Origin of the sequence: Achromobacter animicus, from assembly GCF_040775605.1 — a bacterium.
Classification (GTDB): domain Bacteria; phylum Pseudomonadota; class Gammaproteobacteria; order Burkholderiales; family Burkholderiaceae_B; genus Achromobacter; species Achromobacter animicus.
Genome location: NZ_JAYGJK010000001.1, coordinates 1,853,637 through 1,868,531, shown reverse-complemented (window position 1 = coordinate 1,868,531; position 14,895 = coordinate 1,853,637). Strand labels below are relative to the sequence as shown.

The following is a 14,895-nucleotide window of genomic DNA, read 5'->3' as shown; positions in this document are numbered from 1 at the left end:
GCGATGTCCGGGCCCTTCTGCTTTCTAGACCGCTTGGTGCTACAGGATCTTCCTGAACATCGTGCGCCGCGTGTTGCGGAACGACGGCCGCACCCGGCTGCTCCAGTCAGTCGCACGCACCGCCAGCCACGGCGGGCTGCCAAAGGTCTCCTGCGTATGCAGGTCGTAGCAGGCCAGGTAGCGCGGCGATTCGTCGCGGCATTCCCAACGCTGCGCGCGCACCGTGCCGGGCACCGACGCCAGCCCTGGCAGATGCTCCTGGTCGTACCAGGCGTTCAGGTCGGCCTCGGCCTCGGGCAACACGTCGGTTTCGACGATGTAATGCCACGGCGCCTCCTGCCCCGCCGACGCGCCAGGCAGATCCAGCGTCTGGTGCAGCACCCGCGCATGGGAGCCGGGCGCCAGTTCGTTCAGACGAGCCTGGATCTCCGGGAATGTACGGGCCCCGCGCACGGTTACGTAGGTCTCCTCGGCTTCCAGCGCGGCAAAGGCGCTGATCTTCACATCCGCCAGCCCGTCCGCAAGGCGCTCGGCCAGATCACGGGCGCGCGCCTCGTCAAACCGTTCGCCCAGCGACACCAGCAACATCGTTTCCTGCACAGCCCTCTCCTTCAATGTCCGACGCGCAAGGCGACCAGGAAGCGCGACACCATGTTGTAGGCGCCCACCGTTGCGGTCAGTTCCACCAGTTGCGCATCATCGTAGCGTTCGCGCAGGGGCGCGAACACCGCGTCCGGCACCTCGATGTCACGGGTCATGGCGTCGGTCAGCGCCAGCACCTCGGCCTCTCCCGGTTCCAGGCCCTGCACCTGATCCGGCGCGGGGTTGCCGCGCAGCACGTCGATGACGGTCTGCGGCATGCCGCCCGCCAGCGCGTGCGGCACGTGCGCCTCGAACTCGTACGGCGCATTGTTCAGCGTCGCAACGCGCAGGATGATCAGCTCGCGCAACCGCGGCGCCAGCGACGTCTTCTGCCGGATCGCGGTCAGCATGGCTTCCCAGCCCTCGACCACCGCCGGGCTGTTCAGCAGCACCTGGTACAGCGGCGAGATGCGGCCGCGCGCGGCGGCGATGCGCGCCTCCAGCACGGCCAGCTCCGGGCGGGTGCCCGGCACCACGGGTTCGATTCGGCGGGCGCTCATGCTTACTCCGGACGGATGTTCTTGCGCTGGATCAGCGCGGTCCATTTTTCGCGGTCGGCGGCGATCAGCGCGCCCAGTTCCTGCGGCGTGCTGGGCGCGGCCTCGGCGCCGAACTTCTCCAGGCGGGCGCGGACGGCCTCGTTGGCCAGCGCGGCGCGCACGGCCTGGTTCAGCTTGTCGACGGTAGCGGCGGGCGTGGCCGCGGGCGCGACCAGGCCGTACCAGTTGTTCGATTCGACGCCGGGGATGCCCAGCTCGGCCATCGTCTTCACGTCGGGCAGCAGCGGATGGCGTGTCGGCGCGGCCAGGCCCAACGGCTTGAGCTTGCCGCCCTGGATATGGCCGATCAGGCCGGGCACGTCGCCGAAGAAACCGGACACCTGATTGCCCATCACGTCGTTGATGACGGGCGCCGCGCCCTTGTAAGGCACGTGCAGCACCTTGGCCTTGCTGGAATCGGCAAACATTTCCAGCGTCAGGTGCGGAATGCTGCCGATACCTGACGAGCCGATGGCCACGGACTGCGACGCGGCCTGCGACTTCTTCACGAAGTCGGCGGCGTCCTTCGCCGGGTTGGACGGATTCACCACGAACACCGTGGCGTTGTTCACCACGCGCGAGACCGGCGCGAAATCGCGCGCGGGGTCATACGGCAGGTCCTTGTACAGCGCCGGGCTGATTGCCACCGCGCCCACGCTGGTCAGGAACAGCACCGAGCCGTCGGCCGGCGCCTTGGCCACGTAGGCGGCCGCGATGTTGCCGTTGGCGCCCGCCTTGTTTTCGACGATGACGTTCTGCTTGAGCTCCTTGCCCAGCTGCTCGGCCAGCACGCGGCCCACCAGATCCACGGGGCCGCCCGGCGGGAACGCGATGATCAGGCGCACGGGACCGTCGGCGTGGGCCGCGCCAGCGGCGGCCAGGCTCAGCACGGCGGCCGAGATGATTTTCTTGAACATGGTGTCTCCTCGTTGATGGGGATGTGCTTGCGGCGGGGGCTTCCTGGCCCTCGTTCCGCTTTCTCTGTGCTACTGAAATCCGTAAAGCCGCGCCGGGTTGTCCACCAGCACGCGCTGGCGCAGTCCGGCGTCCGGGCACGCTTCGAAAAACGTGTCGACCAGTTCACCGTCGTCCGGCATATCGCCGGCCACATTCGGATGCGGCCAGTCCGTGCCCCACAAGGTGCGGTCCGGCAAGGCCTCAACCAGCGCGCGCACGAAGGGAATGCCTTCCGCAAAGGGGCGGCGGCCGGCGGCGATCCGGTCGATGCCGGACACCTTGACCCACGCCTGGCCTACGTCCGCCAGGCTGAGCAACGCGCGCATCGCCGGTGAATCAAGCCCATCGGCCGCCTTCAGCCTGCCCATGTGGTCCACGACGAACGGCACCGGCAGCGTGAGCAGTCGCGGCAGCAGTTCGGGCAGCATCGCGCCGCCCACGTGCAGGCACAGGTGCCATCCCAACGGCGCGATCAGCTTGACCACGTGGTCGAACACCGCCGGCTCGGGCGCGCCGCCCAGATGCGGCACGAAGTTGAACCGCGCAGCCCGCACGCCGCCTTCGTGCAGCGCCTTCACGCTGGCGGCCGTGGCGTCCGCCCCCAGCAGCGCCACGCCGCGATATCTGCCGTTGCTGCGCGCCAGCGCGTCCAGCAAGGCGCGATGGTCCGATCCATGGCAGTTGGCCTGCACCACGACCGCGCGCTCGATGCCCAGATGGGCATGCAGCGCCGCCATGCTGGCGAACGACGCGTCCGGCGGCGTGTACGACCGGCCTTCGGCATACGGAAACACATCGCCCGGTCCGAAGACGTGGCAATGCGCGTCGCACGCGCCCGGCGGCAGCGCGTGGCGGGGACGGGAGGGCGAGGCAAGCGGCGGACGGCAATCGGGCACGGGGACTTCCTGCATGGAAAGCGCCATGGTCGCGGAATGCCGGAGGGCGAACAATGCTATACCGTATATTTCTAATATCGAAAAACCTAATATCCCGATGGATCTCAAGCAGATCGAGTACTTCGTGCGCGTGGCCGAGCGACGCAGCTTCTCGCGCGCCGCTGAAATGCTGGACGTCGCGCAGCCCACACTCAGCCGTCAGGTGCGGCTGCTGGAACTGGAGCTGGGCCAGCATCTGCTCTACCGCAACGGGCGCGGCGCCGAGCCCACGGAAGCGGGACTGCGCTTTCTCGAGCACGCCCGCGCCCTGCTGGCGTTGGCCGAGCGCGCCAAGGAGGATCTGCAGACGCTGCGCGAAACGCCCACCGGCAAGGTCATGATCGGCCTGCCGCCCCGCATCGCGCGCGTGCTCACGCCGCCGCTGGTGCAGGCGTTCCGCCAGAATTTCCCCGATGCCTCCATCGCGGTGGCCGAAGGCCTGAGCGCCCAGGTGCGCGAATGGCTGCTCGCCGGCCGGGTGGACCTGGCCTTGCTGTACGATCCCGCCCCTTCCCCGCAACTGGTCTACGAGTCACTCTTTCGCGAAGACCTCGTCTTGGCCGCGGCCGCGGGCCATCAGCCGCCCCTGCCCGCCCGCGTGCCGGTCGCGCGGCTGGGCGACTATCCGCTGGTGCTGCCCAGCCTGCCCAACGCCATCCGCACCCTCGTTGAAAGCGTCTGCCGTGCGCAGGGTGTGCGGCTCAAGGTCGCGGCCGAGGTCGACGCCGTGCAGACCATCGTGGAACTGGCCGCGCAGGGCGACGCCTACGCCATCCTGCCGCGCTCGGCGGCGCGCGGTCCGGCCGCCGAACATGAACTGTCCCTGTGCGCCATTGGCTCCCCGACGATCACCAACAACCTGGTGCTGGCCAGCGCCCGCCATCGCCCAGCCACCCGGCTGGCCGCGGCCACGGGCGAGCTGATCCGCGGCCTGCGGCTTGCCGAGCTGTTCGCGCCAGGCGCCCCCCGCGCCGCAACCCCGGCGGCCAGCCCCCCTCAAAAGAGTTAAAATGGCGGGCTATTTTCTTGTTTGGCGGCTCGTTGCTGTCAAAGTCCTGTTGGCGTCTCACCTCAAACAATGACCACTATCCTCCCGAACCTGCCCACCGGCCAGAAAGTCGGCATCGCCTTTTCCGGCGGCCTGGACACCAGCGCTGCGCTCCTCTGGATGCGCAACAACGGCGCCATCCCCTACGCCTACACCGCCAACCTGGGCCAGCCCGACGAATCCGACTACGACGAGATTCCCCGCAAGGCCCTGGCCTACGGCGCCGAAAACGCCCGCCTGATCGACTGCCGCGCGCAGCTCGTGGCCGAAGGCATCGCCGCCCTGCAGTCGGGCGCGTTCCACATCTCGACCGCCGGCATCACGTACTTCAACACGACGCCCATCGGCCGCGCCGTCACCGGCACGATGCTGGTCGCCGCCATGAAGGAAGACAACGTCAACATCTGGGGCGACGGCAGCACGTTCAAGGGCAACGACATCGAGCGTTTCTACCGCTACGGCCTGCTCACCAACCCGGAACTCAAGATCTACAAGCCCTGGCTCGACCAGCGCTTCATCGACGAACTCGGCGGCCGTTCGGAAATGTCCGAATACATGCGCCAAGCCGGTTTCGACTACAAGATGTCGGCTGAAAAGGCCTACTCCACCGACTCCAACCTGCTCGGCGCCACGCACGAAGCCAAGGACCTGGAACACCTGAATTCCGGCATCCGCATCGTCAAGCCCATCATGGGCGTGGCGTTCTGGCGCGACGACGTCGCCGTCAAGGCCGAGGAAGTCACGGTCCGCTTCGAAGAAGGCCAGCCCGTCGCCCTGAACGGCGTCGAATACGCTGATCCCGTCGAACTGCTGCTCGAAGCCAACCGCATCGGCGGCCGTCACGGCCTGGGCATGAGCGACCAGATCGAAAACCGCATCATCGAAGCCAAGAGCCGCGGCATCTACGAAGCCCCGGGCCTGGCCCTGCTCTTCATCGCCTACGAGCGCCTGGTCACCGGCATCCACAACGAAGACACGATCGAGCAGTACCGCGAAAACGGCCGCAAGCTGGGCCGCCTGCTGTACCAGGGCCGCTGGTTCGACCCGCAAGCCATCATGCTGCGCGAAACCGCCCAGCGCTGGGTGGCCCGCGCCGTCACTGGCGAAGTCACCATCGAACTGCGCCGCGGCAACGACTATTCGCTGCTGAACACCGTGTCGCCCAACCTCACGTACGCGCCCGAGCGTCTGTCCATGGAGAAGGTGGAAAATGCCCCCTTCACGCCGGCGGACCGCATCGGCCAGCTCACCATGCGCAACCTCGACATCGTCGACACGCGCGAAAAGCTGTTCACGTACGTCAAGACCGGCCTGCTCGCCTCCAGCGGCACGTCGCTGCCCCAACTGAAGGACACGACCTCGAAGAAGTAATTCTTCAAGGCCAAACAAAAACCCTCAGTGTTCACACCGAGGGTTTTTTTTCGCCTGGCTGTTGTGGCCCGGCGCGGCGAGGCCGCGACGCGGGCAGCGCGGCTTCTACAGTTCGACCTGCATGCCCATCTCCACGACCCGGTTCGCCGGGATCTTGAAGAACTTGGTGCTGCGGGTCGAATTGCGCGCCATGAACGAGAACACCGCGCGCCGCCACCGCGACAAGGCGGGCTTCCTGGCCGCCACCACCGTCTGACGCGACAGGAAGAACGACGTGCGCATCGGCTCCAGGTCCAGCTCCGGATACGCTTCGGCAATCAGGCGCAGCGCCTCCGGCACGTCCGGATCTTCCTTGAAGCCGTAGGTGACCGTCGCAGCCCAGCTCGATGCGCTGAGCTTGTTCACCTCGAAGCGCTCTTCGGGCGCGATATACGGCACGTCGGCCGACTGGATCGACAGGAACAGCACGTGGTCGTGCAGCACCTTGTTGTGTTTCAGGTTGTGCAGCAACGCTGGCGGCACGTTGCCCGAATTCATCGTCATGAAGATGGCGGTGCCCGGCACGCGCGACGGCGGATACTGCTCGAGCTGCTCCATGAATTCCTTGAGCGGCTGGCGGTCGCGCTGCTGCATGTCGGACAAGAGACGACGGCCGCGCCGCCACGTCATCATCAGCGTGAACACCACGATCGCCACCACCAGCGGCAGCCAGCCGCCTTCGTGAATCTTGAAGACGTTGGCCGAAAACAGCAGCACGTCCAGCAGCAGCAACAGGCCCAGCACCAGGAACCACATCATGCGCTTGATGCCCGTGCTGCCGCGCGGCAGCACCGCAAACGCCAGCACCGACGTCGTGAACATCGTGCCCGTCACCGCAAAGCCGTAGGCCGCGGCCAGGTTGTCGGAATTGCGGAACCACAGCACCAGGATCAGCACCGCGCACAGCAGCAGCGCGTTGACCTGCGGCAGATAGATCTGGCCCTTCTCGATCGCGGACGTGTGCAGGATCTGCATGCGGGGCCAGAAGCCCAGCTGCACTGCCTGGCGCGTCACCGAATAGGCGCCCGAAATCACGGCCTGCGACGCCACGATGGTGGCGATGGTGGCCAGCGCGACCAGCGGGGCAAGCCCCCATTCCGGCGCCATCAGGAAGAACGGATTGCGGATGGCGGTGGGATCGCGCAGCAGCAGCGCCCCTTGGCCGAAGTAGCACAGCGTCAGCGCCGGCAGCACCATGCTGAACCAGGCCCGGCGGATCGCCGGGCGGCCAAAGTGGCCCATGTCGGCATACAGGGCCTCGGCCCCGGTCAGCGCCAGCACCACCGCGCCCAGCAACACGAAGCTGACCCACGGCGCTTCGACGATGAAGCGCAGCCCCCACATCGGGTTCAACGCGGCCAGCACCTCGGGCGTCTGCCAGATCTGCCAGCCGCCCAGGGCCGCCAGCGTGGCGAACCACAGGAACATCACCGGACCGAACAGCTTGCCCATGGCGGCCGTGCCATGCGACTGGATCGCAAACAATGCGATCAGCACGACCAGCGCGATCGGCACCACCCAGTGGTCCAGCGTATGCGACACGATGCCGATGCCTTCCAGCGCCGACAACACCGAAATCGCCGGCGTGATCATGCTATCGCCGTAGAACAGCGCCGCGCCGAAGATACCCAGCACAATCAGCACCCAGCGCAGCTTGCCCTCGCGCGCGCGCACCGCCAGTTCCAGCAGCGCCAGCGTGCCACCCTCGCCGCGGTTGTCCGCGCGCAGCACCAGCATCACATATTTCAGGGACACCACCACCATCAGCATCCAGAACAGGATGGACAGCACGCCCAGCAGATGGGCCGGCTCCAGGTCGGTATGCACGCTCAGGCCGGTCAGACAGGCGCGCAGCGTGTAAAGCGGGCTGGTGCCGATGTCGCCGTACACCACGCCCAGCGCGCCCAGGACCAGCGCCGCACGCGACGATGGGGCGTGGGCGCCGCCCGGGTGACCTGGGGGCAAAGAAGCAGCGCTGACCGTGCCTTGGCTCATGATGCGGGTTCTTGGCGAGTGAGTTGAGCCCCCTTGCGAGGGCCGGGAAATACGACGGACAGCCGCGTCCCGGAAAAATCGGGCCGGCTGGTGAGCTTCCACCACGCGCCGTGCGCGTGCGCGATTTCTCGCACGATGGCCAGTCCCAGGCCCGAACCGCCGGCCGTCGCGGTGGGCGACCGGTAGAACGCCTCGAACACGCGGTCGCGCTCTTCGGGCGGAATGCCGGGCCCGTCGTCTTCGACGGTCAGCGAGGGCGGATTGGCGCCCACGATCAGCGTGATGCGCCCCGTCGGGTTGCCATAGCGCAGCGCGTTATCGATCAGGTTGCCCAGCAGCTCCGCAAGCAGCAAGGGGTCCGCGTCGATCCAGATGGGCGTTTCGGGCGCGGCCAGATCCAATTCGTAGTGCGCCTCGCGCACCCGCGGAAACCATTCGGCGCCATGCACCCGCACCCACTCGCACAGGTCGATGCGCACAAAGCTGTCCTGTGGGCGCGCATTGGGATCGGCGCGGGCCAGTACCAGCAGCTGCTGGCCCAGCCGGATCATGCGGTCGCTGACTGCCTTGATGCGCTCTGCACGGGCCCGCACGTCGTCGGGCAAGGGGCGCGCCAGCATGAGTTCGGATTCCAGCCGCAGGCCCGACAGCGGCGTGCGCAACTGATGCGCGGCGTGACCAATGAAGCGCCGCTGCGCGGCCAGCGACGCATCCAGCCGCAGCAGCAGATCATTGGTGTGCGTGACCAGCGGTTCGATCTCCACGGGCACACCTGCAACCTCCAGCGGCTGCATGTCGTCGATGGAGCGCTGCCGGATTTCTTCAGACAGATGGTTCACCGACCGCAGGCCGGACCGCACACCCTGCATCACCACCCATGCAAACAGCGCGATCAACGCCACCTGGCCCACGACCATCAGCCAGAAGAAGTCTTCCAGCATCCACAGCGACATGTCGATCTTGTGGGTGATGACCCAGGTTGCCGCCAGATCCAGCAGGACGAGCAGCAGAATGGGCGGCATCAACCGGATGACGAGATGCCGGGCAAGCGATCGGGAGGGAAGCATGGGGGGGCGCGCAGCCGGAGACGGTTGGGGGGTGCGTTCCTGCGTCATGGCGCGAAGCCCTCGATGAGGCGGATGAAAACGCGCGGACGGCGATCGCCGGCCGCGGCCGGCCCGTCAGGCCGTTTCCACATCCAGCATGTAGCCAAAGCCACGTACCGTCTGGATGCTGGCGCCCGTGCCTTCCAGGCGCTTGCGCAAGCGGTACACGTAGACTTCGACGGCGTTCTCGCTGAAATCCGCGTCCCAGGCGGACAGGGAATTGACGATCTGGCGCTTGGTCACGACGCGGCCCACGCGGGCCATCAGCATTTCGAGGACGGAAAGTTCACGCACCGACAGCGACAGGCGCTGGCCATTGGCGCGGACTTCGCGGCCGACGGTGTCGAACACCAGCGGGCCGACTTCGATGAGCGGCTGGGCCTGGCCGGCACGACGGCGGCCGAAGGCGCGCACACGTGCGGCCAGCTCGGGCAGTTCGAAGGGTTTGGTGACGTAGTCGTCCGCTCCGGCGTCCAGACCGGCAACGCGGTCTTCGATGCCATCGCGAGCGGTGAGGATGAGCACGGGAACCTGATTGCCGTCCTGCCGCAATTGCCGCAGCACGTCCAGGCCGCTCATGCCGGGAAGATTGAGGTCGAGCAGCATGAGGTCATACGGCTGGCCCGCCAGCGCGCCCAGAACCCGGTCGCCCTCGGTCAGCCAGTCGACCGCATAACCCTGGTCGGCCAGGAATTCCTGGAGCGCATGGCCCAGGGTGGTGTCGTCTTCGATTACCAGAACTCGCATGCCGCGATTCTAGCGCGATCCAAAAAAAAAGGGGCGCGAAATGCGCCCCCTTCCTGGATTCGTTCACCGGCCGGACGGTGCCGGGGCCGGAGCCGCGGCAGGTGCGCCCGAAGCGGGAGCACCCGCCGCCGTAGCGCCACCCGAGGGCGGCGTCGTGACGAAACCGATACGTGTCATGCCCGAGCGGCGCGCCGAGGCCATAACCTTGGCCAGCGTTTCGTAACGGGTGTTCTGATCGGCGCGGATGCGGATCTCGGGTTGCGGCTTGGTGCCGGCGATCGACTTGAAGCGATTGGGCAGGTCGTCGATATTGACCGGCTTCTCGTCCCAGAACAGTGCGCCCGCGGCGTCGATCGCCAGGTCCACGGTCTTGGGTTCTTCCTCGATCTGCTCGGCAGCCACCTGGGGCATGTTGATCTTGATCGAGTGCGCCAGGAGCGGCGCCGTGATGATGAAGATCACCAGCAGCACCAGCATGACGTCGATCAGGGGCACCATGTTGATCTCGGACACCGCATGGCTTCCGGACCCTTTACCCTCAAAGCTGCCAAAGGCCATTATTCGCTCCCGCGTTGAGCCGCGTGGCCGTTCTGGCGACGCAGCGCGCGCACCTTGCCGTCGGACAGCGCAACTTGCTGGCCGGTGGTCAGGAACGCAAACAGGTCATGTGCAAAGGCATCCAGGCGCGACAAGTACACGCGGTTGTTGCGCACGAAGGTGTTGTACGCCAGCACGGCCGGAATAGCCACCGCCAGGCCCAGGCCCGTCATGATGAGGGCTTCGCCCACCGGACCGGCGATGCGGTTGATGGTCACGCCATCGGACAGCCCGATGCCGACCAGCGCGTGATACACGCCCCACACCGTGCCGAACAGGCCGACGAACGGCGCCGTCGAACCCACCGAGGCCAGCACGGTCAGGCCGTTTTCCAGCTTGGCCGTTTCTTCGTCGATGACCTTACGCATGGTGCGCGTGACGAAATCCGAATTGCTGCCCGACTCTTCCAGCTTGGTGGCGCCGAATTTGTTGTGGTGCGCCTGCGCGTGCATCGCGTGGCTGGCCAGATGCGAGAACGGATCGCGCGCGCCGTGCGTGTTGATTTCGTGTTCGACCTGTTCCAGCGAGCTGGCATTCCAGAACTTGTTCAGGAAGTCTGCCGAACGCTTGCGCATGCTGACGTTGCTGCCTGCCTTGACCAGGATGAGATACCAGGTCACGAGCGACATGAGGATCAGGATGACGAACAGGCTCTTGCCCACGAAGTCGCTCTGGGCGACGAAGTGCAGGAAGCCCATGTCGGGGACGGGCGCGGGCGCAGGCGCGGCCGGCAGCGCCGCCGCGGCGCTGTGCAGCGCGTCGGCCGATTGCTGAACGGCGCCAGCAGCCTGCTGGACTACATCGCCGCCCGTCGTGGCGGCTTGCTGGGCTGCGGGTGCGGCCGCGGCGGCCGCGGGCGCGGCGCCTGCAGCCGGCGCTGCCGGGCTGGTGGTCGCCTGCGCCACCAGAGTGGCGCTATGCAGTGCGTTGGACATCTCAGTTCCTCATTACGAAATCGAACGGAATTTTTGCTTTGGCGGGATAAGCCACGCCATTACGGGTGTACGGCTTGAAGCGGCCTTTGCGGGCGGCTGCCAGCGCCGATTCGTCCAGGCGCGGAAAGCCCGACGAAGCATCGATGGTTGCCCGCTCGACCAACCCCTGGGTATTGATTTCCACCAGCACCACGACCCGGCCCTCTTCCCGCATGCGGCGCGACGCCATCGGATAGTTGGGCATCGGACGCGCACCCTGGAACTCGATGCTCGAGACCAGCACGGGCTGATCGGGAGGTGGTCCCTGCGTCGGGCCCTGCGGCGCCTGCGTGCCTTCCGGCGCACCACTGGGCGGCGTCGGCTGCGGCGGCGTTTCGGGCTTGGGCTCGGGTTTGACTTCCTGCTTGGGCTTTGGCTTGGGTTTGGGCTTGGGTTTAGGCGGAGGCGGCTTGGGCGCCGGCATCGGCGGCTTTTCCACCACCGGTTCGGGCTCGGGTTCCGGCTCCGGCTCGGGCTTCAACTCGGGTTCGGGCTCGGGTTCGGGCTCGATCTCGGGTTCAGGCTCGGGCGGCGTCTCGGTCACCGGCTGCGGCACTTCGGGAGTGGGTTCGGCTTTGGCGATCTGGGGGATGGGGGCATCCACCACGCTCACCATGATTGCCTCGGGTTCCTCCAATTCAGGACGACTTTCCGGCGCCATGAAGATGGCGCCGATCACCGCTGCATGAAGCGCGACGACCGCCAGGCCAGCGCCTGCGCGTATACCAAAAGAAGACCGCGAAGAAGAATTCCAACCGGGTTGAAGACTAGGCATGAATCAGCCAGGGTGCATTGACTTTTCCGGCCAGCCAGAGAAATGACGCGCACAAAACGGCGACGCCGGCTGACCGGTACAAGCCCGACATAGTATCTTAAATGCGAATGATTCGCACGTTGTATTTCGAATGGAACAGCGTAACACCGCTGATGGAGATCAAAGCGGAATCAATAAACGCTTACGAAAAAAGGCGGACGCTCGCGCGTAGCGGCACTGAAAACGCCCACCGGAAAAACAAAAAACCCGCCACGTCGCCGTGTGCGGGTTAGATACGGATCCGGAACGAGGCGCGGTGTGCCTGCCCAACCGGGATCGTGTGCTTCTGGTGGGTGCTACAGGGGTCGAACCTGTGACCTACGCCGTGTAAAGGCGCCGCTCTACCAACTGAGCTAAGCACCCATTTCAGTGCAATTGCCCGGCGCGATTAACACGCGGGAATTACCAATTTGGGGTACTCAAAAGCAATACGCGGGCCGGAGTATACCGGACCGCGTACTTGTGGGCAAATCGCAGCGCCAGGCGCCTTGCGATCCGCTGCCGTCAATCAGTTGACGGCGTCCTTCAGGGCCTTGCCCGGACGGAACTTCGGCACCTTGGCCTTCTTGATCTTGATGGTTTCGCCGGTGCGCGGGTTACGGCCAGTGCGCGCGGCGCGAGCCGACACGGCAAACGTGCCGAAACCGACCAGCGTGACCGTACCGCCCTTCTTCAGCGTGGTCTTCACGGCACCGATCAGGGCGTCGAGCGAACGGCCGGCAGCAGCCTTGGAGATATCGGCCTTGCTGGCGATGTGATCGATGAGTTCGGTTTTGTTCATGCAGGTGTACCCCTCACAAGGTGTGGAGTCTGCCGGGGGGCGGAGTTCATGGCCGTCAGGATGGATGCCACAAATGGACGCGAGACCAGGCAAACGACGAACAGACAGTGGATAAACTTTTTTCTTGCGCTGCAAAGCACAACTTTTAAACTGCTGCGCCGCTTAGGATTTGCTGGCTTTTTGCCTGCAAACCGTCAGCGACGCAGAGGTGTATTAGGCCTTGGCGTAGAGCGGCTGTCAAGAGAAAACCTGACCGCAACCCGCGTCAATACTAGCTTTTAGCCGTTTTCGCAATAAACAAAAACGCGAATTTCGGGGTTTGCACGACACCCCAAATAAACACTTTAAGCTTCATCAAACGTCGGCCCAGCGACGCAGCAGATTGTGATAAATGCCGGTGAGCTGCACGATCGACGCATGCCCCGCCACATCCTGGTTCAAGCGCTGGATAGCCACGTCCATGTCCAGCAGCAATGCGCGCTGGCTGTCTTCGCGCACCAGGCTCTGCATCCAGAAGAACGAACTGACGCGCGCGCCGCGCGTCACGGGATTGACCTTGTGCAGGCTGGTGCCCGGATACAGCACCATATGCCCTGCCGGCAGTTTTACGGCGCGCGGACCATAGGTGTCGTCGATGACGAGCTCGCCGCCGTCGTAGCTGTCGGGATCCGAGAAGAACAGCGTCGCGGACAGGTCGGTGCGCACGCGCTCCGGTGAACCCGCGATGCCGCGCACGGCGTTGTCGACGTGATAGCCGAAGGCCTCGCCGCCTTCGTAGCGATTAAACAGCGGCGGGAAGATCTTGCGCGGCAACGCAGCCGACATGAAGAGATTGTTGCCCGACAGGCGCTGCAGGATCAGCGTGCCGAGCTCTTGCGCCAGGGGATGCTGTTCGGGCAATTGCCGGTTGTGCTTGACCTGCCCCGATTGATGGCCGGCGGTGACCTTGCCGTCTACCCAGTCCGCGGCATCCAGCCGCTGGCGGATGTCGGCCGCCTCTTGCGGCGTGAAGACTTCTGCGATCTGTATAAGCATGGGTTCCTACCCCGATTGCGTTGCCGGCGCGGCCCTGGCGGGGAGCCGCGCCTGCAGCATTATCCCTTCAGGCAACCATTGAGCGCCTGATCGAAATCAAACAGCAAATCGGCTTCGTCTTCGATGCCCACCGACACGCGGATCAGGCTGTCCGCAATGCCCATCTGCTGGCGGCGCTCCGCGCCCATCTCGTAATAGATGGTGTGGGCGGCCGGCAGCGCCAGACTGCGCGTGTCACCCAGGTGCGTCGCCATCAGCACGACACGCAGCCGATTCAGGAAGTCGAAGCAATCGACGCCATCTGCCAACTCGACGCCCAGCAGGCCGCCGAACCGCGAGCCGAAGAGCGCCGCGGCGCGCGCGTGTTGCGGATGGCTTGCAAGGCCCGGGTAATGCACCTTCGCCACGCCCGGGTGCTCTTCCAGAAAGCGCGCCAGCGCCAGTGCATTGGCGCAGTGCTTGGCCATGCGCAGCGCCAGCGTCTCGGCGCCCACCGCAATGCGGTGCGCCGGCTCGGCGGCCAGCGTGCCGCCCATGTCGCGCAGGCCCTTTTTCTTGATCTGCGTGAGGCCCCAACCGGTCGACGCCCCCTTGCGATAGGCCTCGTAGATATTCTCGTTGCCGGCCCAGTCATAAAGGCCCGTGTCGGTCACGGCGCCGCCCAGCGCGTTGCCATGACCGCCGATGTACTTGGACAGCGAGTTCATCACCAGCGATGCGCCCACGGAAGCAGGCCGGAACATCCACGGCGAGGTCAGCGTGTTGTCCACCACATAGACCAGCCCCTTTTCGCGGCAGATCTCGCCGATCACGGCCAGGTCGGCCACCTGCGTGCCCGGGTTGGCAATGGTCTCGGTAAAGACCATGCGCGTATTGGGCTGGATGGCGGCGCGCACCTGCGACGAATCCGTCGCGTCGACAAAGGTGATCTCCACGCCCAGTTCCTGCAGTGTGCCGAACAGGCTGTTGGTGTTGCCGAACACGAACTGGCTGGACACCAGGTGGTCGCCCCGGCGCAGCAGCGTGGTGAAGATGGCGGCCAGCGCAGCCATGCCGGTCGAGAAACTGACCGTGCCCTTGCCGCCTTCCATCTGGCTGATCTTGGCTTCCAGCGCGGTCGTGGTCGGCGTGCCCTGGCGCGCATAAGTGAAGCCCGCCTTGCCCTGGAACACGGCAGCCAGCTCGCGCGCGTCGTCGTAGGCAAACTCGGACGACGGATGCATCGGCTTGTGCACCGCTCCGTGCTCGACGGATTGATTGCGGTCGGAATGGAGGATCGTGGTGGTAAAGCCGTTCTGGTGCATGATGGGCAGAC

The 14,895-nt window shown here is 65.7% G+C and carries 15 protein-coding genes and 1 tRNA gene; 2 read left to right on the top strand and 14 right to left on the bottom strand.

What is annotated here, in order from left to right:
- Positions 1-39: 39 nt before the first annotated feature.
- From AB3147_RS08450 to AB3147_RS08435, 4 genes are all read right to left on the bottom strand, one after another.
- Entirely contained in the window at positions 40-600 is a 561-nt protein-coding gene (locus AB3147_RS08450; protein WP_343736984.1) for a hypothetical protein, read from the bottom strand.
- 11 nt (positions 601-611) lie between these two features.
- On the bottom strand, positions 612-1,142 hold the full coding sequence (locus AB3147_RS08445) for a carboxymuconolactone decarboxylase family protein (protein WP_175138751.1): 531 nt from the start codon (positions 1,140-1,142) through the stop codon (positions 612-614).
- Positions 1,143-1,144: 2 nt separating this feature from the next.
- Positions 1,145-2,098, bottom strand: a complete 954-nt coding sequence (locus tag AB3147_RS08440) for a Bug family tripartite tricarboxylate transporter substrate binding protein (RefSeq protein ID WP_367351712.1) — start codon at positions 2,096-2,098, stop codon at positions 1,145-1,147.
- 69 nt (positions 2,099-2,167) lie between these two features.
- The gene (locus tag AB3147_RS08435) at positions 2,168-3,034 is read right to left on the bottom strand and encodes an amidohydrolase family protein (protein ID WP_367353524.1); all 867 of its coding nucleotides are present in this window, start codon (positions 3,032-3,034) and stop codon (positions 2,168-2,170) included.
- 97 nt (positions 3,035-3,131) lie between these two features.
- Here AB3147_RS08435 and AB3147_RS08430 point away from each other — a divergent pair, with 97 nt between their 5' ends.
- Together AB3147_RS08430 and argG are read left to right on the top strand one after the other, a co-directional pair.
- Complete coding sequence (locus AB3147_RS08430; protein ID WP_175125768.1) at positions 3,132-4,082, top strand: LysR family transcriptional regulator; 951 nt, start codon at positions 3,132-3,134, stop codon at positions 4,080-4,082.
- A gap of 69 nt (positions 4,083-4,151) precedes the next feature.
- A complete protein-coding gene (gene argG / locus AB3147_RS08425; protein ID WP_175125769.1) occupies positions 4,152-5,492 on the top strand; it encodes an argininosuccinate synthase in 1,341 nt (446 codons plus the stop codon).
- Positions 5,493-5,597: 105 nt separating this feature from the next.
- On the opposite strand, the gene AB3147_RS08420 is transcribed toward argG, so the two are convergent.
- From AB3147_RS08420 to AB3147_RS08375, 10 genes are all read right to left on the bottom strand, one after another.
- Complete coding sequence (locus AB3147_RS08420; protein WP_175125770.1) at positions 5,598-7,526, bottom strand: potassium transporter Kup; 1,929 nt, start codon at positions 7,524-7,526, stop codon at positions 5,598-5,600.
- Positions 7,523-8,593 (bottom strand): sensor histidine kinase, encoded by a 1,071-nt coding sequence (locus AB3147_RS08415; RefSeq protein WP_063952906.1) that lies wholly within the window; start codon positions 8,591-8,593, stop codon positions 7,523-7,525. The genes AB3147_RS08420 and AB3147_RS08415 overlap by 4 nt, the downstream gene beginning before the upstream one ends.
- A 114-nt stretch (positions 8,594-8,707) precedes the next feature.
- The gene (locus tag AB3147_RS08410) at positions 8,708-9,379 is read right to left on the bottom strand and encodes a response regulator transcription factor (protein ID WP_006218435.1); all 672 of its coding nucleotides are present in this window, start codon (positions 9,377-9,379) and stop codon (positions 8,708-8,710) included.
- Positions 9,380-9,442: 63 nt separating this feature from the next.
- Complete coding sequence (locus tag AB3147_RS08405) at positions 9,443-9,937, bottom strand: ExbD/TolR family protein (RefSeq protein WP_286892299.1); 495 nt, start codon at positions 9,935-9,937, stop codon at positions 9,443-9,445.
- Positions 9,937-10,911 carry a MotA/TolQ/ExbB proton channel family protein gene (locus AB3147_RS08400; RefSeq protein WP_175138753.1) on the bottom strand — a complete coding sequence of 325 codons (975 nt, stop codon included), beginning with the start codon at positions 10,909-10,911 and terminating at the stop codon, positions 9,937-9,939. Before AB3147_RS08400 ends, AB3147_RS08405 begins: the two co-directional genes overlap by 1 nt.
- Before the next feature lies 1 nt (position 10,912).
- Positions 10,913-11,725 (bottom strand): energy transducer TonB, encoded by an 813-nt coding sequence (locus AB3147_RS08395; RefSeq protein ID WP_175124581.1) that lies wholly within the window; start codon positions 11,723-11,725, stop codon positions 10,913-10,915.
- A 326-nt stretch (positions 11,726-12,051) separates the two neighbouring features.
- Positions 12,052-12,127 (bottom strand) — tRNA-Val (locus tag AB3147_RS08390).
- A gap of 145 nt (positions 12,128-12,272) precedes the next feature.
- Positions 12,273-12,545: an HU family DNA-binding protein gene (locus AB3147_RS08385; RefSeq protein WP_003812968.1), complete on the bottom strand. Its 273-nt coding sequence runs from the start codon at positions 12,543-12,545 to the stop codon at positions 12,273-12,275.
- 354 nt (positions 12,546-12,899) lie between these two features.
- The gene (locus AB3147_RS08380; protein ID WP_175138754.1) at positions 12,900-13,580 is read right to left on the bottom strand and encodes a Fe2+-dependent dioxygenase; all 681 of its coding nucleotides are present in this window, start codon (positions 13,578-13,580) and stop codon (positions 12,900-12,902) included.
- Positions 13,581-13,639: 59 nt separating this feature from the next.
- Entirely contained in the window at positions 13,640-14,884 is a 1,245-nt protein-coding gene (locus AB3147_RS08375) for a cystathionine gamma-synthase family protein (protein WP_175124727.1), read from the bottom strand.
- Positions 14,885-14,895: the final 11 nt, after the last annotated feature.